At 35.6% G+C, this 20,825-nt stretch carries 23 protein-coding genes; 21 read left to right on the forward strand and 2 right to left on the reverse strand.

Annotated features, from left to right (window positions below; genetic code table 11):
* Nucleotides 1–26: 26 nt before the first annotated feature.
* From rpsE to AACZ41_RS17115, 20 genes are all read left to right on the forward strand, one after another.
* Nucleotides 27–551, forward strand: a complete 525-nt coding sequence (gene rpsE, locus AACZ41_RS17020) for a 30S ribosomal protein S5 (protein WP_091621991.1) — start codon at nucleotides 27–29, stop codon at nucleotides 549–551.
* 10 nt (nucleotides 552–561) lie between these two features.
* A complete protein-coding gene (gene rpmD / locus AACZ41_RS17025; protein WP_036152161.1) occupies nucleotides 562–741 on the forward strand; it encodes a 50S ribosomal protein L30 in 180 nt (59 codons plus the stop codon).
* A 12-nt stretch (nucleotides 742–753) separates the two neighbouring features.
* Complete coding sequence (gene rplO / locus AACZ41_RS17030; protein WP_091621996.1) at nucleotides 754–1,206, forward strand: 50S ribosomal protein L15; 453 nt, start codon at nucleotides 754–756, stop codon at nucleotides 1,204–1,206.
* A gap of 14 nt (nucleotides 1,207–1,220) precedes the next feature.
* Complete coding sequence (gene secY / locus AACZ41_RS17035; protein WP_339629808.1) at nucleotides 1,221–2,564, forward strand: preprotein translocase subunit SecY; 1,344 nt, start codon at nucleotides 1,221–1,223, stop codon at nucleotides 2,562–2,564.
* A 3-nt stretch (nucleotides 2,565–2,567) separates the two neighbouring features.
* Nucleotides 2,568–2,783, forward strand: a complete 216-nt coding sequence (gene infA, locus AACZ41_RS17040; RefSeq protein WP_013751343.1) for a translation initiation factor IF-1 — start codon at nucleotides 2,568–2,570, stop codon at nucleotides 2,781–2,783.
* A gap of 8 nt (nucleotides 2,784–2,791) precedes the next feature.
* Nucleotides 2,792–2,908 (forward strand): type B 50S ribosomal protein L36, encoded by a 117-nt coding sequence (gene ykgO / locus AACZ41_RS17045; RefSeq protein ID WP_013305171.1) that lies wholly within the window; start codon nucleotides 2,792–2,794, stop codon nucleotides 2,906–2,908.
* 2 nt (nucleotides 2,909–2,910) lie between these two features.
* A complete protein-coding gene (gene rpsM / locus AACZ41_RS17050) occupies nucleotides 2,911–3,285 on the forward strand; it encodes a 30S ribosomal protein S13 (RefSeq protein ID WP_091622003.1) in 375 nt (124 codons plus the stop codon).
* Between the two features lie 9 nt (nucleotides 3,286–3,294).
* Nucleotides 3,295–3,687: a 30S ribosomal protein S11 gene (gene rpsK, locus AACZ41_RS17055; RefSeq protein ID WP_036152169.1), complete on the forward strand. Its 393-nt coding sequence runs from the start codon at nucleotides 3,295–3,297 to the stop codon at nucleotides 3,685–3,687.
* An 87-nt stretch (nucleotides 3,688–3,774) separates the two neighbouring features.
* Entirely contained in the window at nucleotides 3,775–4,380 is a 606-nt protein-coding gene (rpsD, locus tag AACZ41_RS17060) for a 30S ribosomal protein S4 (protein WP_091622006.1), read from the forward strand.
* 17 nt (nucleotides 4,381–4,397) lie between these two features.
* Nucleotides 4,398–5,390 carry a DNA-directed RNA polymerase subunit alpha gene (locus tag AACZ41_RS17065; RefSeq protein WP_091622009.1) on the forward strand — a complete coding sequence of 331 codons (993 nt, stop codon included), beginning with the start codon at nucleotides 4,398–4,400 and terminating at the stop codon, nucleotides 5,388–5,390.
* Nucleotides 5,391–5,449: 59 nt separating this feature from the next.
* Nucleotides 5,450–6,013 (forward strand): 50S ribosomal protein L17, encoded by a 564-nt coding sequence (rplQ, locus tag AACZ41_RS17070; protein ID WP_339629809.1) that lies wholly within the window; start codon nucleotides 5,450–5,452, stop codon nucleotides 6,011–6,013.
* A 93-nt stretch (nucleotides 6,014–6,106) separates the two neighbouring features.
* On the forward strand, nucleotides 6,107–7,234 hold the full coding sequence (carA, locus tag AACZ41_RS17075) for a glutamine-hydrolyzing carbamoyl-phosphate synthase small subunit (RefSeq protein ID WP_339629810.1): 1,128 nt from the start codon (nucleotides 6,107–6,109) through the stop codon (nucleotides 7,232–7,234).
* Between the two features lie 103 nt (nucleotides 7,235–7,337).
* Complete coding sequence (eno, locus tag AACZ41_RS17080) at nucleotides 7,338–8,630, forward strand: phosphopyruvate hydratase (RefSeq protein WP_339629811.1); 1,293 nt, start codon at nucleotides 7,338–7,340, stop codon at nucleotides 8,628–8,630.
* A gap of 119 nt (nucleotides 8,631–8,749) precedes the next feature.
* A complete protein-coding gene (locus AACZ41_RS17085; protein ID WP_339629812.1) occupies nucleotides 8,750–10,285 on the forward strand; it encodes a glycogen/starch synthase in 1,536 nt (511 codons plus the stop codon).
* Between the two features lie 115 nt (nucleotides 10,286–10,400).
* On the forward strand, nucleotides 10,401–11,687 hold the full coding sequence (locus tag AACZ41_RS17090; RefSeq protein ID WP_339629813.1) for a citrate synthase: 1,287 nt from the start codon (nucleotides 10,401–10,403) through the stop codon (nucleotides 11,685–11,687).
* A gap of 94 nt (nucleotides 11,688–11,781) precedes the next feature.
* The gene (locus AACZ41_RS17095) at nucleotides 11,782–12,696 is read left to right on the forward strand and encodes an arginine deiminase family protein (protein ID WP_339629814.1); all 915 of its coding nucleotides are present in this window, start codon (nucleotides 11,782–11,784) and stop codon (nucleotides 12,694–12,696) included.
* A 41-nt stretch (nucleotides 12,697–12,737) separates the two neighbouring features.
* Nucleotides 12,738–13,667 carry an arginine deiminase-related protein gene (locus tag AACZ41_RS17100; RefSeq protein WP_339629815.1) on the forward strand — a complete coding sequence of 310 codons (930 nt, stop codon included), beginning with the start codon at nucleotides 12,738–12,740 and terminating at the stop codon, nucleotides 13,665–13,667.
* 113 nt (nucleotides 13,668–13,780) lie between these two features.
* Entirely contained in the window at nucleotides 13,781–14,392 is a 612-nt protein-coding gene (locus AACZ41_RS17105) for a hypothetical protein (RefSeq protein ID WP_339629816.1), read from the forward strand.
* A gap of 9 nt (nucleotides 14,393–14,401) precedes the next feature.
* Entirely contained in the window at nucleotides 14,402–14,893 is a 492-nt protein-coding gene (locus AACZ41_RS17110) for a (2Fe-2S)-binding protein (protein ID WP_339629817.1), read from the forward strand.
* A 3-nt stretch (nucleotides 14,894–14,896) separates the two neighbouring features.
* Nucleotides 14,897–17,071: a molybdopterin cofactor-binding domain-containing protein gene (locus AACZ41_RS17115; protein WP_339629818.1), complete on the forward strand. Its 2,175-nt coding sequence runs from the start codon at nucleotides 14,897–14,899 to the stop codon at nucleotides 17,069–17,071.
* Between the two features lie 7 nt (nucleotides 17,072–17,078).
* Here the strand turns inward: AACZ41_RS17115 and AACZ41_RS17120 are convergent, their stop codons facing one another.
* Entirely contained in the window at nucleotides 17,079–18,515 is a 1,437-nt protein-coding gene (locus AACZ41_RS17120) for an SDR family oxidoreductase (protein ID WP_339629819.1), read from the reverse strand.
* Nucleotides 18,512–18,937 (reverse strand): hypothetical protein, encoded by a 426-nt coding sequence (locus AACZ41_RS17125; protein ID WP_339629820.1) that lies wholly within the window; start codon nucleotides 18,935–18,937, stop codon nucleotides 18,512–18,514. The genes AACZ41_RS17120 and AACZ41_RS17125 overlap by 4 nt, the downstream gene beginning before the upstream one ends.
* A gap of 116 nt (nucleotides 18,938–19,053) precedes the next feature.
* Between AACZ41_RS17125 and argS the strand changes: the two genes are divergently transcribed.
* Nucleotides 19,054–20,825: arginine--tRNA ligase (gene argS, locus AACZ41_RS17130; protein ID WP_339629821.1), on the forward strand; the 1,772-nt coding region annotated here is incomplete at its 3' end.

The following is a 20,825-nucleotide window of genomic DNA, read 5'->3' on the forward strand; positions in this document are numbered from 1 at the left end:
CAGGATTAAAATTCTAATATACTAGTATGTTCCAAAAATATAAAAACGTAGAAACCGTTAAGCCTGGCGGTTTAGATTTAAAAGATAAATTAGTTGGCATTCAACGTGTAACTAAGGTAACAAAAGGTGGTAGAGCATTTGGTTTTTCTGCTATTGTTGTTGTTGGTGATGAAAACGGCGTCGTAGGTCATGGTTTAGGTAAATCTAAAGAAGTTGCTACTGCAATTGCTAAGGCCATTGAAGATGGTAAAAAGAATTTAGTTCGTATTCCTTTAAACAAAGGTACTTTACCACACGAGCAAAAAGGTAAATTTGGTGGTGCTAGGGTTTATATTCAACCTGCATCTCATGGTACCGGTGTTATCGCTGGTGGTGCTGTTAGATCAGTATTAGAATCTGTTGGGGTACATGATGTACTTTCTAAGTCTCAAGGTTCGTCAAATCCACATAATGTTGTAAAAGCTACTTTTGATGCTTTGTTGCAACTTAGGGATGCGAAGACAATTGCAGCACAAAGAGGTGTTTCTTTAGAAAAAGTATTTAAAGGCTAAGCGTAGAATTATGGCAAAGATTAAAGTTACACAATTAAAAAGTGGAATTAAGAAACCTCAAAACCAGAAAAGGACTTTAGAGGCACTTGGTTTAAAAAGGATAGGACAGGTTGTTGAACATGATGATACACCTAACATTCTTGGAATGATAAATAAAGTTAAACATTTAGTTTCCACAGAGGAAGCTTAAAGATAGAATAGAATGGGTTTACATAATTTACAGCCTGCAGAAGGTTCAGTGAATAGAGACGGAAAACGTCTTGGAAGAGGTCAAGGTTCTGGAAAAGGTGGAACAGCTGCAAGAGGTCATAAAGGAGCTAAGTCAAGATCTGGTTATTCTAAGAAAATTGGTTTCGAAGGTGGTCAAATGCCTTTGCAACGTCGTGTACCTAAGTTTGGTTTTACAAATATTAATCGTAAAGATTATCAAGGTATCAATTTAGAGAAATTACAAGAGCTTGTTGATAGTAAAATTATCACTAATGAAGTGTCTTTGGATATCTTAATTGAAAACGGTTTAGTTGGTAAAAATGATTTAGTGAAAATTTTAGGTAACGGTGAATTAAAATCTCCACTAAAAATTTCAGTACATAAATTTACTGTTTCTGCCAAAGCTGCTATTGAGGCAGCAGGTGGAGAAGCAATAAGTTTGTAAGCATAAACGATAGCATGAAGAATTTTATTGATACAATATCCAATATTTGGAAGATAGAAGAACTAAGAAATAGAATTCTTATTACATTGGGTCTTTTGTTGGTTTATCGTTTTGGTTGTCAAATTGTACTACCAGGTATAGATTCGACTCAATTAGGTGGATTGACGGATAGCACTGATCAGGGTATTTTTGGTCTTTTAAATGCATTTACAGGAGGAGCGTTTGCAAATGCTTCTGTTTTTGCTTTGGGTATTATGCCATATATATCTGCATCTATTGTTGTGCAGTTAATGGGTATTGCAATACCATATCTTCAAAAACTACAGAAAGAAGGGGAAAGTGGTCGTAAGACGATAAATCAAATTACAAGATGGTTAACCATTGGTATTTGTATTGTTCAAGCTCCTGCTTATCTGTATGGTTTAGAGGCTTTTGGTGTTAGAGATACTGCATTTTTATTAGGCAAAGGATTGGACTTTATGGTTCCTGCTGTAATTATATTAGTAACAGGTACTGTATTTGCAATGTGGCTTGGTGAAAAAATAACGGATAAAGGTATTGGTAACGGTATTTCTTTATTAATTATGATAGGTATTATTGCTACGATGCCACAATCTTTTGTTCAAGAATTTATTTCAAGAACAACTGATAATAATGGAGGACTAATGTTTATATTAATTGAGGTCATTGTTTGGTTCTTGGTAATATTAGCGTGTATTCTTTTAGTAATGGCTACAAGGCAAATTCCCGTGCAGTATGCTCGACGAACAGCTTCTGGTGGATATGAAAAGAACATAATGGGTTCTAGACAGTATATACCTTTAAAGTTAAATGCTTCTGGAGTTATGCCAATTATATTTGCACAAGCCATTATGTTTGTTCCCGGTATGATAGGTAGTGCTTTTGATGATACTGCTTTTGGACAGTGGATGCAAGTTCAGTTTAGTGATATATTCGGTTGGGCATATAATTTATTATTTGCTATACTAATTATAATCTTTACTTATTTCTATACTGCAATTACAGTTCCTACCAATAAAATGGCAGATGACTTAAAAAGAAGTGGTGGTTTCATACCTGGAATACGCCCTGGAAAAGAAACTGGAGATTATTTAGATAAGATTATGTCATTAATAACATTACCTGGATCAATTTTCTTAGCTTTGCTGGCTATTTTACCAGCGATCGTAGTTAAGTTAATGGATGTTCAGGCAGGTTGGGCATTATTTTATGGCGGAACATCACTATTAATTATGGTAGGTGTGGCCATTGACACGGTACAACAAGTAAATTCATATTTGTTAAATAGACATTATGATGGTTTGATGAAAACTGGCAAAAATAGAAAAGTAGCATAATTTATGGCTAAGCAGGCAGCAATAGAACAAGATGGGTCTATCATAGAAGCATTGTCAAATGCAATGTTTCGGGTAGAATTGGAGAATGGGCATGTAGTAACAGCGCATATTTCAGGTAAGATGCGTATGCACTATATAAAGTTATTACCTGGTGATAAGGTTAAATTGGAGATGAGTCCGTATGACCTTTCGAAAGCAAGAATTACATATAGATACTAAGATACAAGATGAAAGTAAGAGCATCAGTTAAGAAAAGAAGCGCCGACTGCAAGATTGTTCGCAGAAAAGGCAGGTTGTACGTAATCAACAAAAAGAATCCTAGATTTAAACAAAGACAAGGGTAATTATGGCAAGAATCGCAGGTATAGATATACCAAAACAAAAGAGAGGCGTAATCGCCTTAACCTACATTTTTGGAATTGGCAGAAGTAGGTCACAAGAAATTTTGAGTAAAGCCCAAGTTAGTGAAGATACTAAGGTTTCTGATTGGAATGATGATGAAATAGGTCGTATCAGAGAGGCTGTTTCAGCTTTTGTAATTGAAGGTGAATTACGTTCTGAAACTCAGTTGAACATTAAACGTTTAATGGATATTGGCTGTTATAGAGGCATTCGTCATAGATCAGGGTTACCTTTAAGAGGTCAACGTACTAAGAACAACTCTAGAACTAGAAAAGGAAAGCGTAAAACAGTTGCTAACAAGAAGAAAGCAACTAAATAATAATTAGGTATGGCAAAGGCAAATACTAAAGTTACCAAGAAACGTAAAGTTATAGTTGACTCAGTTGGTGAAGCTCACATTAGTGCTTCTTTCAACAATATCATTATATCTTTGACAAATAAAAAAGGAGATGTGATTTCTTGGTCATCTGCTGGTAAATTAGGTTTTAGGGGATCTAAGAAAAATACACCTTATGCTGCTCAGGTAGCTGCAGAAGATTGTTCTAAAGTTGCGCATGAAGCAGGTTTGAGAAAAGTCAAGGTATATGTAAAAGGACCTGGAAATGGTAGGGAATCTGCAATAAGATCTTTACATAATGCAGGTATTGAAGTAACAGAAATCATTGATGTTACTCCTATGCCTCACAATGGTTGTAGACCTCCTAAGAGAAGAAGAGTTTAATTAATTACTAATATTTCATCGAAAGTGTAGTTACGATTATCGAAGGATAAGCCTTAATTCATAATCTCACTTTCAAATTTAAAGAAAATGGCAAGATATACAGGACCAAAATCTAAAATTGCTCGTAAATTTGGCGAGGCAATATTCGGAGACGATAAGTCATTCGAAAAGAAAAATTACCCTCCAGGGCAACACGGAAATAACAGAAGAAGAGGTAAAAAATCTGAATATTCTGTTCAATTGATGGAGAAGCAAAAGGCTAAATATACCTATGGTATTTTAGAAAAGCAATTCAGAAACTTATTCCAAACGGCAAAAAGAAAAGAAGGTGTTGCTGGTGAAATATTACTTCAACTATGTGAATCACGTTTAGATAACGTTGTTTTCAGAATGGGTATTTCCCCTACAAGAAGTGGAGCTAGACAATTAGTATCTCATAGACACATAACAGTTAATGGTGAGTTGGTAAACATACCTTCTTATTCATTGAAAGCTGGCGATGTCGTTGGTGTTAGAGAAAAATCAAAATCACTTCAAAGTATACAGGATTCATTAACTGCAAGTAGTGCTGTTTATGAATGGATTTCTTGGAATAGCGAAAAGAAGGAAGGAACTTATGTTTCTATTCCTGAAAGATTACAAATTCCAGAAAATATCAAAGAACAATTAATCGTGGAGTTATACTCTAAATAAACAACACCGATCCAGTTATGGCATTATTTAATTTTCAGAAACCCGATAAAGTAATAATGATCGATTCCTCTGATTTCGAAGGGAAGTTCGAATTTCGCCCTTTGGAACCTGGTTATGGATTAACTGTTGGGAATGCATTAAGACGTGTATTGCTTTCTTCGTTAGAAGGGCATGCTATTACTTCCGTTAGGATAGATAAGGTAGAGCACGAATTCTCAGTGATTTCCGGCGTTGTAGAAGATGTGACAGAGATTATCTTGAACTTGAAACAAGTTCGTTTCAAGAAACAAATTGAAGACTCTGAAGCAGAAGTTGTATCTATATCTGTAAGTGGTAAAAATCAATTGACTGCTGGTGATTTTCAGAAATTCATTTCTGGTTACCAAGTATTGAATCCTGATTTAGTAATATGCAATATGGATGCTAAAGTTAGCATCAATATGGAAATTACTATTGAAAAAGGAAGAGGTTATGTACCAGCAGAAGAAAATAAGAAATCAGGTACTCCTTTAGGTACTATAGCTATTGATTCTATTTTTACACCTATTAAGAATGTAAAATATAGTATTGAAAACTTTCGTGTTGAGCAAAAAACTGATTATGAAAAATTGGTTTTTGAAATATCTTCAGATGGATCAATTCATCCTAAAGATGCTTTAACTGAAGCGGCTAAAGTATTAATTCATCATTTTATGCTTTTCTCTGATGAGCGTATTACGTTAGAAGCGGATGAAATTGCTCAAACAGAGACCTACGATGAGGAGTCTTTGCATATGAGACAATTATTAAAAACTAAATTAGTAGATATGGACCTTTCTGTTCGTGCTCTAAATTGTTTAAAAGCAGCTGAAGTTGATACTTTAGGTGATTTAGTTTCTTTTAATAAAAATGATTTAATGAAGTTTAGAAACTTCGGTAAAAAGTCTTTAACTGAACTTGAAGAACTTGTAATCAACAAGGGCTTAAGTTTCGGAATGGATTTGTCAAAATATAAATTAGATAAAGATTAAATAATCATATTTTGCTCCTCGGTCTAACGAGTTCGGTAGCAAGATGATAAAATTGTAAAATGAGACACGGTAAAAAAATCAACCATTTAGGAAGAAAGACTGCGCATAGAAAGGCAATGTTAGCTAACATGGCTTGTTCTTTAATTGAGCATAAAAGAATCAACACTACAGTTGCTAAAGCAAAAGCTTTAAAACAATTTATTGAGCCATTGATTACTAAATCAAAAGCTGAAAATAATGTAAGTGCTGAAAAAGGAACGCACAATAGACGTATAGTTTTTAGAAATCTACGTGATAAATATGCGGTAACTGAATTATTCAGTGTAGTATCTGAAAAAGTTGCCGATAGACCAGGTGGTTATACTAGAATTATAAAATTAGGTAATCGTTTAGGTGATAACGCTGATATGGCAATGATAGAGTTGGTTGATTTCAACGAACTGTATAATGCAGGTAAGCCAAAGAAAAAATCGACTAGACGTAGTAGAAGATCGGGTGGTAGTGATGCTGAATCTGTTTCTTCGGAGAAAGAGGTTAAAGAAGCTAAAGTTGTTGAGGAATCAAAGCCAGAAGCAGAAGCTCAAACTGATAATGAAGTAAAGACAGATGATTCTAAGGAATAAATTGTCAATAAATAATTATAATGAAAAAGGATAAGCTTTCTAGCTTATCCTTTTTTTTTGTTTTTTTGTGAACGAATAAATTTTTAGACTATAATGAAATATCAAGCAAAGAGGAAAGCTTTAATATTATTAGCTGATGGTACAATTTTTCATGGTAAATCAGTAGGTGACAAAGAAGGAACTGCTTTTGGTGAAGTTTGTTTTAATACGGGTATGACAGGTTATCAAGAAATATTCACTGATCCTTCATATTTTAGACAAATAATGGTGACTACGAATGCGCATATTGGTAATTATGGGGTAAATAAAGAAGAGGTAGAGTCTGATTCAATTAAAATTTCAGGTTTGGTTTGTAGAAATTTTAGTTACGAATATTCTAGACCGTTAGCTGATGATAGTTTACAGAATTTCTTAAATGAGAATAATCTTTTTGCTATTTCTGATGTTGATACAAGGGCGTTAGTAAGTTATATAAGAGATAACGGAGCTATGAATGCTGTAATTTCTACTGATGTCGATAATATAGAAACTTTAAAGAAACAATTAAGTGAGGTGCCAAGTATGGAAGGTCTTGAGTTGGCTTCTAAAGTTTCAACGAAAGAAGCGTATTTTGTTGGAGACGAAAATGCTACTTATAAAATTGCAGCTTTAGATATTGGAATCAAGAAGAATATACTACGAAATCTAGTAAAAAGAGATGCTTATGTAAAAGTGTTTCCATATAATTCTAGTTTTGAGGACATGTCTTCTTGGAATGCTGATGCGTTCTTTATATCTAATGGCCCTGGCGATCCAGAACCTTTGATTGACGCAATTGCAACGGCAAAGAAAATGATACAAACGGACAAACCATTATTCGGTATCTGTTTAGGTCATCAAGTATTGGCTTTGGCGAACGGAGTGTCAACTTATAAAATGCACAACGGGCACAGAGGAATAAATCATCCTGTATTAAATTTATTAACCGGTAAAGGAGAAATAACGTCTCAAAACCACGGTTTTGCTATAAACAGAGAAGAAACTGAGGCTAATGATAATTTAGAAATTACACATGTACATCTAAATGATAAAACAGTTGCAGGCATTCGTATGAAGAATAAAGATGTATTTTCTGTTCAATATCACCCAGAAGCGAGTCCTGGTCCACATGATGCAGAGTATCTTTTTGATGATTTTTTCAAATTAATTAAGAAAAGTGCTAGACATAACGAAATTGTTTAAATATATAGTATTTAATCAGGAAATGTACGGATCAAACAAACTTGGAGAAACCATGGTTTCGTATCTTTACTCTTTAATTTTTCAACCAATAAAAACAATATAAATGAGTATTATATTAAATGTTCACGCAAGGCAAATACTAGATTCAAGGGGAAATCCAACAGTTGAAGTAGATGTAGTTACTGAAAATGGAATAATGGGTAGAGCAGCGGTTCCTTCTGGAGCTTCTACCGGTGAACATGAAGCTGTTGAACTTCGTGATGGAGGAAAGGCTTTCATGGGCAAAGGTGTAAGTAAAGCTGTTGATAATGTTAATAATATTATTGCAGAGGAGATTTTAGGAATGAATGTGTTTGACCAAAATCTTTTGGATCAAACTATGATTGATTTAGATGGGACTCCGAATAAATCTAAATTAGGTGCAAATGCAATTCTTGGGGTTTCTTTAGCTGCTGCAAAGGCTGCGGCAAATGAACTAGGACTTTCTCTTTTTAGATATGTTGGTGGTGTTAGTGCTAATACACTTCCAGTGCCTATGATGAACATAATTAATGGTGGTTCTCACTCAGATGCGCCGATTGCTTTTCAAGAGTTCATGGTAATGCCTGTTAAGGCTAAGAGCTTTTCTCACGCAATGCAGATGGGTACCGAGATTTTTCATCATTTGAAAAAGGTGCTACATGACCGTGGTCTTAGTACGGCAGTAGGTGATGAAGGTGGTTTCGCTCCTAATTTAGCCGGTGGTACGGAAGATGCTTTGGAGACAATAGCTAAAGCTGTAGGAAATGCTGGGTATTCTTTGGGTGATGATGTAATGATTGCATTAGACTGTGCTGCGGCCGAGTTCTTTGTAGATGGAAAATATGATTACACCAAGTTTGAAGGAGATAAAGGGGTAATTAGAACATCTGAAGAGCAAGCTCAATATCTAGCAGATTTAAGTGCTAAATATCCTATAATATCTATTGAGGACGGTATGGATGAAAATGATTGGAACGGGTGGAAATCATTAACGGATAAAATTGGCGATAAAGTTCAATTGGTAGGTGATGATTTGTTTGTTACAAATGTTGAGCGTTTAGCTACAGGTATAGAAAAGGGTATTGCTAATTCAATTTTAATTAAAGTGAATCAAATTGGAACCTTGACTGAAACTATTGCGGCAGTGAATATGGCCAAAAATGCTGGGTATACTTGTGTTATGTCTCACCGTTCAGGAGAAACAGAAGATAATACTATTGCAGATTTAGCAGTAGCTTTGAATACAGGTCAGATTAAGACAGGTTCTGCTTCAAGGTCAGATCGTATGGCAAAATATAATCAACTACTTCGTATTGAAGAGGAGTTAGGAAGTACAGCTTACTATCCTCAGGAAAAAGCATTTAAAATAGGGTAGTTTCCTAAAATTTAATTGATTTAAGCCTTTCCTATTGGAAAGGCTTTTTTTTTTGGCGTACTCCGAAACTTTAACTACCTTTTGAGAATAATCCAATAATAACCTCCCTTTGTTAGCGTATGAATAATTTTCTTTTTGTTTCAGCTGAGAATGATGCCATTCCAGATTGTAAGGCTGGTGGTATGGGCGATGTAGTTAGAGATGTGCCAAGAGAAATTTCGAGAAGAGGTGATAAGGCTCATGTAGTTGTACCTGCATATTCAAGATTGCATAAAAATGGAATTTTTAAGACGAAGCTAGAGTTTAGTCTTAGAGGTGTGCCATACACTGCAGAATTATATGAGGTAATACCTAAGAAGGTCGATGCGAATATCACTCATTATGTTATTCATCATCCCGAAATTCTTGAAGGTGGAATAGCACATATATATCACGATGATCCGACCGAGCCTTTTTATAATGATTTTATAAAATTCGTAATCTTTTGTGCGGCTACTGCGGAGGCCATAAAAATTGGCGCGTTTGGAAATTTAGATGTTGTGCATATGCACGATTGGCATGCTGCTGCCTTATTGTTCATAAAAACGTATCATCCAGAGTACAAAGATTTGAAAAAAATGAGATACGTATATAGTATCCATAATTTAGCAATTCAGGGTATACGGCCTTTTTATAATAATTATGCTTCTGTTAATAATTGGTTTCCCGAAGTGCAATTAGATCATAAAGCACTAATGGATTATCGCTATCAAGATTGTATTAATTTAATGGCGGTAGGTATAAGATTGGCGGATGCTGTTCATACTGTATCACCATCTTATAAAGAAGATGTTCTTTTGCCAAGCAGAAGACCCGAGTTTATTGGTGGTGAAAGCCTAGAAATTGATTTGCAAAAGGCTGATAATGAAGGTAGGCTTTTTGGTATTCTTAATGCTAGTAATTATGGAAATATTCGAGTTGCTGAAACAGGTTTTTTGTATAGAAATACCGTAAAAGCTTTATTTAGATGGCTTCAGGACACATCAAAAAAATATAAAGCTGATTTTTTAGCTCATACTGGTGAAAAAATTATGCAGTATGTCGGTAATAGGCCAAAATTTATTGTTTCTAGTGTGGCGCGCTTAACCGAACAAAAATTCTATTTTTTAAAGCGTTCGCCTGAAGCTTTTGAGAAAATGCTTGCTCGTTTAAATGAAATTGAAGGCATTTTTATGTTGTTAGGAACAGGTGATCCTGATTACGAAGAATTTTTTCGTGAAATGAGTTACAAGCATAAAAATTTTGTGTTCACTAATGGGCAATCTGAAGACTTGATAGATTCAATGTACTTGGAGACCGATTTATATTTTATGCCAAGTTTATTTGAGCCATGTGGTATTAGTCAAATGTTGGCTATGAGAAATGGTAATCCATGTTTGGTTCATCACACAGGGGGACTTAAAGATACCGTAGAGCATATGAAAACTGGTTTTGCATTTGCAGGTGAAACTTACGACGAGCAAATTAAAAATATGGTAACGCGTTTTGATGAAGCTTTGACTATTTGGGAAAAGGATAAACCCACTTGGAAAAAGATTCAGGCAAACGCTAAAAAGGCTCGTTTTACTTGGGATAAATCTTTAGATGAATACTACAAATCATTATATCTGTTGTAAGTTATGTAGTTGATAGAAGTAATTGTTAATTTTAGCCCAAACAGAATGTTGTAATTGTTAAAACGAACCTGTTTTGCTAACTTTACGAGAAGTATTTATAACGTAAAAATTAAAAATGTCAGATAAAGCTATTTTAGAATATAATGGTGAAAAATATGAGTTTCCTGTAATAAAGGGGACCGAAAATGAACTTGCAATTGATATTAAATCGTTGCGTTCAGATACCAAAGGGATTATTACAATAGATCCGGGTTTTAAGAATACCGGTTCTTGTGAAAGTGCCATTACATTCTTAGATGGTGAGAAGGGAATCTTACGATATAGAGGGTATTCTATTGAAGAACTAGCAGAAAAAGCCGATTTTTTAGAAGTAGCATATTTGTTGATTTTTGGAGAACTTCCAAATAAGGAACAATTAGAGGCTTTTCATGTAGATATAAAAAATGAATCTCACGTTGACGAGGAAATGAAAAAGATTCTGGATGCTTTTCCAAAATCGGCACATCCAATGGGAGTCTTATCTTCTTTGACCAGTGCACTTATAGCCTTTAACCCAATTTCGGTAAACGTTACTTCAAAGGATGAAATGTACGGGGCAATTGTACGGATACTCGCCAAATTTCCTGTTTTAGTAGCTTGGACGCTTCGTAAGAAAAAAGGTTTGCCTTTAGATTATGGAGATGATAGCTTAGGATATGTAGAGAACATTCATAAAATGATGTTCAAGAAGCCTACACAAGAATACAAAAGGAATAAAATTGTAATAGATGCTCTAGATAAGTTATTGATTTTACACGCAGATCATGAACAAAATTGCTCTACCTCAACCGTACGTATTGTAGGTTCTTCCCATGCGGGACTATTTGCATCACTTTCGGCAGGTATTTCGGCATTATGGGGTCCATTGCACGGTGGAGCTAATCAAGCCGTATTGGAAATGTTGGAAGCGATTCAAAAGGATGGTGGTGATACTAAAAAATATATGGCTAAAGCTAAGGATAAGAACGATCCTTTTAGATTAATGGGCTTTGGACATAGAGTATATAAGAATTTTGACCCTAGGGCCAAAATTATCAAACAGGCGGCTGACGAAGTTTTAGCAGATTTGGGAATTGAAGATCCTATTTTAGAAATTGCTAAAGGCTTGGCAAAAGAGGCATTAGAAGATCAATATTTTGTAGATCGTAAATTATACCCGAATGTTGATTTTTATTCTGGTATTATCTATAGGGCTCTAGGTATACCAACCGAAATGTTTACTGTAATGTTTGCATTGGGAAGATTGCCAGGATGGATTTCTCAATGGAGAGAAATGAGATTGAACGGTGAACCTATCGGAAGACCGAGACAAATATATATCGGAGAAAAATTAAGATCTTTTGTCGAACTTGACAAGAGGTAGATTGCTACCGTTAATAAAAAAACAAAAAGCTCTTTTAATTTTTAAAGGAGCTTTTTTTTGTGCTATTTTTTAATCATATCTAAATAGAATACTCATGCTACAATTAAATATTAATGACGAAATATCACCATTAAAGGCTGTCGTTTTAGGTATAGCTAAAAGTTCTGGTCCAACGCCAACAATTGAAGAAGCCTATGATCCAAAATCCATAGAACATATTAAGGCAGGCACTTACCCTGTTGAAACCGATATGATTGCTGAAATGGAAGCCTTTAGAAAGGTGTTCGAGAAATATAATGTTAAGGTTTTTAGACCTGAAGTTTTAGATAACTGTAATCAAATATTTACAAGGGATATTGCTTTTGTTATAGAGAACAAATTAATAATTTCCAATATTTTGCCAGAACGTGAAAAAGAGGTGGATGCAATCTTACATGTTCTCGAAAAAATTGATGATGAAAATATTCTACATCCACCTGCTGAAGTTCATATTGAAGGTGGAGACGTTATGCCATGGAACGAATATATATTTGTAGGTACTTATACCGCAGCAGATTATTCTTCATATATAACTGCACGAACAAATAAAGCGGCCGTAGGATATTTAAAGAAGCAGTTTCCACACAAGACCATTAAATCTTTTGAGTTAAGAAAGTCCAATACGGTTGCCCAAGATAATGCGCTACACTTAGACTGTTGCTTCCAGCCTTTAGGCAAGGGGAAAGCTATTTTGCATAAGAACGGATTCCTTGTAGAGGAAGAATATCAATGGTTAGTAGATTTTTTTGGCAAGGAAAACATATTTGAAATTGACGCTCAAGAAATGTATCATATGTTTAGTAATGTATTTTCAATTTCTCCTGATGTCGTTGTTTCCGAGCGTAATTTTACGCGACTAAATAATTGGTTACGAGATCAAGGTTTTACGGTTGAAGAAATTCCATATGCAGAAATTTCAAAACAAGAAGGGCTATTACGTTGCAGTACGTTGCCACTAGTAAGAGCATAATTATAAATAAGTAAAAAGAGAAATTTAATTAGTACCCAGATATGCAAATAACAAATACCATACTAATGATTCGTCCGGTGTCTTTCAGAATGAATGAACAGACCGCAGTCAATAACTATTTTATGGAAGATATTGATTTGAAGAATCAAGATATTAATCAAAAAGCTCAGGAAGAGTTTGATGACTTTGTATCCGTATTAAAAAATAAAGGAGTTAATGTTATTGTAATTGAAGATACAAAGGAGCCTGATACACCAGACAGTATTTTTCCAAATAATTGGATATCCTTTCACTCTAATGGTGTTGTCGGTGTATACCCTATGTTTGCCGAAAATAGAAGAAATGAGCGTAGAGAAGATATATTCGTAACCCTAGAAGATAAAGGTTTTAAAATTAATGATGTAATTGATTACACTTCAGCCGAAGATGAGGGACTGTTTCTTGAAGGTACTGGTAGTATTTTAATTGATAGGGTAAATAAAAAAGCATATTGTGCATTATCTCAACGTGCGGATGAATATTTGTTTATTGAGTTTTGTGAAGATTTTGATTTCTTCCCTGTGATTTTTACGGCTAACCAGTCTGTTGATGGTAAAAGGTTGCCTATTTATCATACCAACGTTATGATGGCGTTGGCAGAAAACTTTGCTATAATTTGTACTGATTCTATTGATGACAAGAAAGAAAGGAAAAATGTACTAGACCACCTTAAGAATGATGGTAAGGAAATAATATCGATAACTGAAAAGCAAATGCATCATTTCGCTGGTAATATGTTGCAGGTTTTAGGTGGTGAAGGTCAAAAGTACATGGTAATGAGTACAGCGGCTTTTAATAGTCTAAATCCAAAACAAATTGCGCAAATAGAAAATCATTGTCCAATTATTCATAGTTCTTTAAAGACCATAGAAACATGTGGTGGCGGTAGTGCACGATGTATGATGGCAGAGGTGTTTCTTCCCAAAAGCTAGATTTAAAAAGACTTTATAAAGAAGTAAATGATTTTATTGGATTAAAATAAGTGTAAAGGTTTCCTTATCTTCATATGCATATGATTTTGGGAATTATATTTTAATTAACTAAAATGAAGCTTAAAACTTGGTTTATTTTTCTAGTAATTAGTATTATAAGTGTGTTGCTTGCTCTAGCAAATTCACCTAAAATCTTTGAATATCGATTACTGGAAAATCAGCAATCTGAAATAAACAAATCAGATGACGCTTACAATAAGATGATGGATGTTCTAACCCATCAACGTTGTATGAATTGCCATCCTAACGATAATATTCCTAAACAAGGTAATGACCGCCATCCTCATTATTTCGGAATGGCAAGAGGTAAAGATAATACGGGATTTCAGGCTACGACTTGTAATACCTGTCATAATTCGGAGAATAATAAATATTCAGGAGTACCGGGAGCTCCACATTGGTCTTTGGCACCCGCTTCAATGGGTTGGGAAGGACTTTCTCGAGATCAAATTGCAGAACGTTTACTTGATAAAAGCACCAATGGTAACAGAAGCCATGAAGAACTTATAAAGCATATGACCGAAGATGATTTGGTGTTGTGGGCTTGGCAGCCTGGTGTTGATGCAGATGGAGTACAGCGTACCATACCACCGGTTTCAAAAGAAGATTTTAAGAAAGCTGTTGAAAATTGGTTTGCTAATGGAGCGGCAATCCCCACTAAATAATTAAATTTTATGGAAATTTCCTTTACAGTAAATGGTGTTTTAAAAACCGTTAATATAGAAGATGAAAATACACCACTTCTTTGGGTTATCAGAGATATGTTAGACCTAAAGGGAACAAAATTTGGGTGCGGTAAAGCGGCTTGTGGTGCTTGTACTTTACACGTAGATGATGAGGCAGTTAGATCTTGTTCATATCCTGTCAAGTTTGCTGCTGGGAAAAAGATAACTACAATTGAAGGGTTGGGAGATAGGCAAAATCCGCATCCTGTGCAGCAGGCATGGGTAGAGGAGATTGTTCCTCAATGTGGCTATTGTCAACCAGGGTTTATGATGGCGACAGCCGCACTTTTAAAAAAAGTGCCTAAACCGACCGATGAGGATATTGACAAGAATATCATAAACGTATGCCGATGTGGTACGTACTACCGAATGAGAAAAGCTATTCACAAGGCTGCCGAAATACAAGCTGAAAAGGATATTAATGAATCTAATATGTTGTAAGTTATGGCTGATAATAAAAGAGATTCAAAGAAAGTTTCTAGACGTAAGTTTTTAGTAAGGGGTGGTTTGGGTACCATAGGAGTGGTTGCCATAGGCACCTATATTTTTCGGAATTCTATTCGTCGTGAGATTTTGGGTACGATAAATTCTCTAGATTTACCGTATACTGATAATACCGATAAGCCAATGGTTTGGTTTGAGGTAACTTCTGAGAATACTATTATTTTATATTCTCCAAAAGTTGAAATGGGGCAGGGAACCTTTACCGGTATAGCCCAAATGGCCGCTGACGAATTATCGGTTGCCATGAACCAGATTCAAGTGGTACATGCAGCTTCATCTACCGGAAATATAGATAGTTTTGCAACTGGCGGTAGTACATCCATATCTGGATTATGGCAACCATTAAGAGAACTTGCCGCAATGTTACGAAAAATGCTTCTTAAAGAAGCTTCCCGTAAAATGAATGTTGGTATTGATGAACTTACCATAGAAGACGGAATTGTATCCGGTAACGGAAAAACAATGACTTATGCACAAGCAGCAGAAGGTGTAGAGAATTGGAAAGTGCCCGATACTCCTGTTCTAAAAAGTTTAAAAGAGTATAAATATATAGGTAAGCCTATTGCTAGGGTAGATTTAGACGCCAAAGTTTTTGGAGACCCAATTTTTGGAATGGATGCCCAAATGCCAGATATGCTATACGGAGCGGTGGTGAGAGCTACTAAAATAGGGGCCAAATTTGTTAGTGCAGATACTAGTGCGGCGGAACAAATGCCCGGTGTTGTCAAAGTTATTGTTGAAGAAGATTTTGTTGGGGTAGTGGCAAGTTCTATGATGGAAGCGGATAATGCCAAAGATGCCATTAATGTTACTTGGGAGAGTTATGAAGATTTAAATACTGATACAATCGTTAAAATGATGACGGTGGGTAATGGTAAATCTACTGTTATTCAGAAACATGGCGATGTATTAAAGGAACAATATGGTTTGGAAACATTAGAATTTAGAACCCCTATTGGGGCACATGCCCAAATTGAGCCAAATGGTGTTGTCGCCTCGGTTGAAGGGGATAGTGCAATTATTAAAATTTCAACTCAAGTGATTGGACTGACAAGAAAAGAAGTTGCAAGCCGTTTAAATTTGGATGTTGAAAAGGTAAATGTGATACCTACATATTTAGGCGGAGGTTTCGGTCGCAGACTTCATACGCCACATGCGGTGCAGGCTGCTGTAATGTCAAAAGCAGTTGGTAAGCCGGTAAAATATTTTTTAAGTAGAAAGGAAGAGTTTCAACATGATATGTTTCGACCACCAACACATCATGTTATTAAGGGTAAATTGAATACAGAAGGTTATTTGGATAGTCTTGAGCATGAATTTGTAAGCGGAGATGTAGGTAATAATTCTCCTTTAATACCTGATTTTCTGCCTCCAATCATAGGTGCCGATATTGGTGCTATTCGTGGCGGTTTCATTCAATATACAGGTATTCCAAATTTCAGGTCGGTGTACTGGCATGTAGACTTACCATTTGCTACGAGTTGGTGGCGTAGCCTTGGTTTATTAGCGAATACGTTTGCCATGGAAAGTTTTATAGATGAAATGGCATTAAAGGCAAATAAGAATGCGGTAGACTTTAGAATTGCCCAAATTGGGGATGATGGTATTGGCGTTCGTTTAAAAAATGTGATTAGTGCTGCTGCGGAAAAATCAGGTTATTCAGAAAAAATCACCAATGGTAGAGCCATGGGATTTGCAACGTCTATTGATGCTGGTACACCCTGTGCTCAAGTTGTTGAGGTTTCAATTTTAGATAACGAGATTATTGTACATAAAGTAACCGTTTCTATGGATCCAGGGTTAGCGGTTAATCCTGATCAAATACGTGCACAATGCGAAGGTTGTGTTATTATGGGGATCAGTGCTGTGCTTTATGAACAAATGTATGTGGAGAACGGGGAATTGCAACCTACAATCTATGGCCCTTACAAAATGGCAGTGATGAAGAATGCACCTAAAGAAATCGATGTAGTTCTTCTTCAAGGCAAAGATACGCCCGGTGCTGTAGGCGAGCCGCCTTTAGGGCCTATAGGCGCCGCGATAGCAAATGCTGTAAGGCGATTGACAGGTGAAAGGCTAACGGAGCTTCCTTTAAAACTTTCTAAAACTATATAGAATACTCTTATTCTATATGGTTTTGATTGGCTATGTTTTTTATCATTCCCCCAAAAATGAAATAATGGAATGGTACAATGCTATACCAATACAGTCTGCCCTTTAAACCACGAGGCCTGAATGTAGCAGTTTGGTGGAGAATATTATTTTCATCTATCATAAATTCTAGCCATGCCTCGCCTGGTAACTTCATTTCGGCAAACAATAATAAACGTTTATTTTTTTTATCGGCTAATAAAACTCGCCAGAAATCGAGGGAGTCACCGGCATAAATGCGGTTAGGATGTGTTCGGCCACGACGAAGACCGACACCACCGGAAAGTTTATCAATAAATCCTCGAATTTTCCAAAGCCAATTTCCATAATACCATCCGGTCTCACCACCAATGCTCCAAATACGTTCCAGTACTTCATCAGGATTATTGATTTTTAGTTGTTTTGCATCATTAAGTACTCCGAATTTAGGTACTTGTATGTGCTTTTCTAAATTTTCATTAAACCTGCCGCTTACCATACTATCTTTCCAACTGCTGACCACCAAGTTTTGTTCTATTTTTTTGAAGGCCATGTCTATAGCCTCTATATAGGTGTGCGGTTTAATATTTAGAATTTCTTGTAGTCTTTTATCTTTGGCAATCACCTCTATTTTCATGCTGTCGACTAAATTTAAAGCTAATTTATAAGAGGTTGAGGTTACAAAATATAGCCAATACGAAGATAATTTAGGGGTCATGATCGGTACAGTTAAAATCCAATTTTTGAAACCTCGAGCTTCGGCATATATATGAAGCATTTCTTTGTAGGTGAAAATATTTGGGCCTGCAATATCAAAAGAATCGTTGTAAGTTTTCTCATTGCCTAAGACTCCTGTTAGAAAAGAAATAACATCGCGTATAGCAATAGGTTGCGTTTTGGTCAATACCCATTTAGGAGTAATCATAAACGGGAGCTTCTCACATAAATCACGAATAATTTCAAATGAGGAGCTACCAGAGCCTACTATAATACCGGCCCTTAAAACGGTTAAGTTAAAATCACCTTCATAGAGTATATCCTCAACATTTTTACGGGACCTTAGGTGTTTCGATAACACTTCATCATTTACAATTCCGCTTAAATAAATAACCTGTTTAATGTTAGTGTTAGTCACAATTTTATTAAAATTATGTGCGGTAGTAGCCTCTAGTTCATCAAAATCATGAGTGGAGGTGCTCATAGAATGTATTAAAAAATACGCGGCGTCGATGTCTTTCGGAAGAATATTCTCTTTTGGGTCTTTTAAAAAATCAATTTCAATCACTTCAATTTGTGCTCTTATCCCTCTATCTATTGATAATCTGGTTTCATCACGAACTGCACAAATTAGCTGATGGCCCATTTCTAAAAGTAAGGGTAATAGACGCATGCCGATATAGCCATTAGCACCTGTGAGTAATATTTTCATAAATCTTCTATGGATGTTGGAGCATTATCCGCTTTATAGGTAATTATTTTTTTAAAGAATTTCTGCACTGCTTTGGTGTCGGATTCTACCTTTATAAAGTGGTGATCTCGATAAATGGAATAAACGGAAGCTTCACCTTTATAAAGCGATAATTTATAATACGGAATAACTAAAGCAAATGTTTCTAAGAGCGAGCGAAATCGAACAATGATTCCTTTTGGTCTTAATTCTATGTTGCAAGTGTTCCTATTGTTGTCTAGAATCAATAGATTTCTAATCTCAATACTGGTCTCGGTGATGATTAGTTTTGGGGAGCCAATACCATCCATTGTCCAGCGTTCTTTTAACGTAAACGGTTTACCTACTTGCTCATCTACCTTTCGGGTAGTCTCTTTATTATTGTAAGATACGTTTACCAGCATGTTCGCTTTATTGGGTAGTTTTTAATAAAGTTAACCAAATGACAAATGAATGCCGAATCTGTTTACCTTAAAAGCCTAAAAAATGATTAGTTTTGCAGGCTTAATTAAACGTTTTGATGAATATTCAAGAGGTACTATCACAGAAAGTAAAAGAAGCGGTAAAATCTATCTTTGGTCAAGAATTGCCATCTGTGGAATTTCAACCTACCCGAAAAGATTTTGAGGGAGATATCACCATTGTGGTATTTCCAATGTTACGTGTTGTAAAAGGGAATCCTGTTCAAATAGGTGAGCAGATTGGTGCTTATTTACAGGAGCATGTAAAAGAAGTTTTAGGTTATAATGTTATTAAAGGCTTCTTAAATATCATCATTGATGATGTATTCTATTTGAATTTTTTCAATACCATTAAAAAAATACCTCATTTTGGTTTTGTTGAAGAATCAAAAGATGCGGTAATGGTGGAGTATTCTTCTCCAAACACCAATAAGCCCTTGCATTTAGGGCATATTCGAAATAACTTATTAGGATATTCTGTTGCGGAAATTTTAAAGGCATCAGGTAAAAAAGTATATAAAACACAAATTATCAATGATCGTGGTATCCATATTTGTAAAAGTATGGTGGCTTGGCAAAAGTTCGGAAACGGAGAAACACCTGCTTCTACGGGATTGAAAGGTGATAAGCTAGTGGGTAATTATTATGTGGCTTTTGATAAGGCCTATAAAGAACAAATTGCACATTTAGTAGCTGAAGGTACGGATCAGAAAGTTGCTGAAAAAGAAGCGCCTATTTTGCAGGAAGCGCAAGAAATGCTTTTAAAATGGGAAGCTGGCGAGCCCGAAACCGTAGAGCTTTGGGAAACCATGAACGGTTGGGTCTACAAAGGTTTTGATGTGACGTATAAGAATTTAGGGGTGGATTTTGATACCCTGTATTATGAAAGTGATACCTACCTATTAGGAAAAGATGTGGTTGCGGAAGGTCTTGATAAAGGCATTTTCTTTAAAAAGGAAGATGGTAGTGTTTGGATCGATTTGACCGAAGATGGATTAGATGAAAAAATTGTTCTTCGTTCTGATGGCACTGCAGTCTATATGACCCAAGATATCGGGACAGCTATTCAACGTGTTAAAGATCACCCAGATGTTAATGGTATGGTCTACACTGTGGGTAATGAGCAAGATTACCATTTTAAAGTACTATTCTTGATTCTTAAAAAATTAGGGTTTTCATGGTCAAATAAATTGCATCACCTAAGTTATGGTATGGTCGATTTGCCTAGTGGAAAAATGAAGAGTAGAGAAGGTACTGTAGTTGATGCCGATGATCTTATGGCTGATATGACCCAAACTGCTGCAACCATTTCCGAAGAGTTAGGGAAGCTTGAAGAATATAACGAGGAAGAAAAGCAGTCGCTATATAAAATGATAGGCTTAGGTGCTTTAAAATATTACATTTTAAAAGTTGATCCTAAAAAGAGAATTTTATTCGACCCGGAAGAATCGGTAGATTTTCAAGGGAATACCGGTCCGTTTATTCAGTATACCTATGCACGAATTCAATCTATCTTGAGAAAGGCGGAGAGTATGGAAATTGATATAAATAACGATGCCAAGATTTCAGAACTTCACGGAAAAGAAAAGGAATTGATAAAGCAACTGCAATTATTCCCAGATACCATTCAATTGGCAGCTGATAATTATAGTCCGGCATTGATAGCCAATTACACGTACGATTTGGTGAAAGAATTCAATTCTTTTTATCAGCAAGTTTCAATACTAGGGGAGGCTGACGATGAGAAAAAGATACTACGCGTACAATTATCCAAAAAGGTTGCTGAGGTAATTCAAGATGCATTCAAATTATTAGGTATTGAGGTGCCTGA

Origin of the sequence: uncultured Maribacter sp. (genome assembly GCF_963974015.1) — a bacterium.
In the GTDB taxonomy this organism is placed as follows: Bacteria; Bacteroidota; Bacteroidia; order Flavobacteriales; family Flavobacteriaceae; genus Maribacter.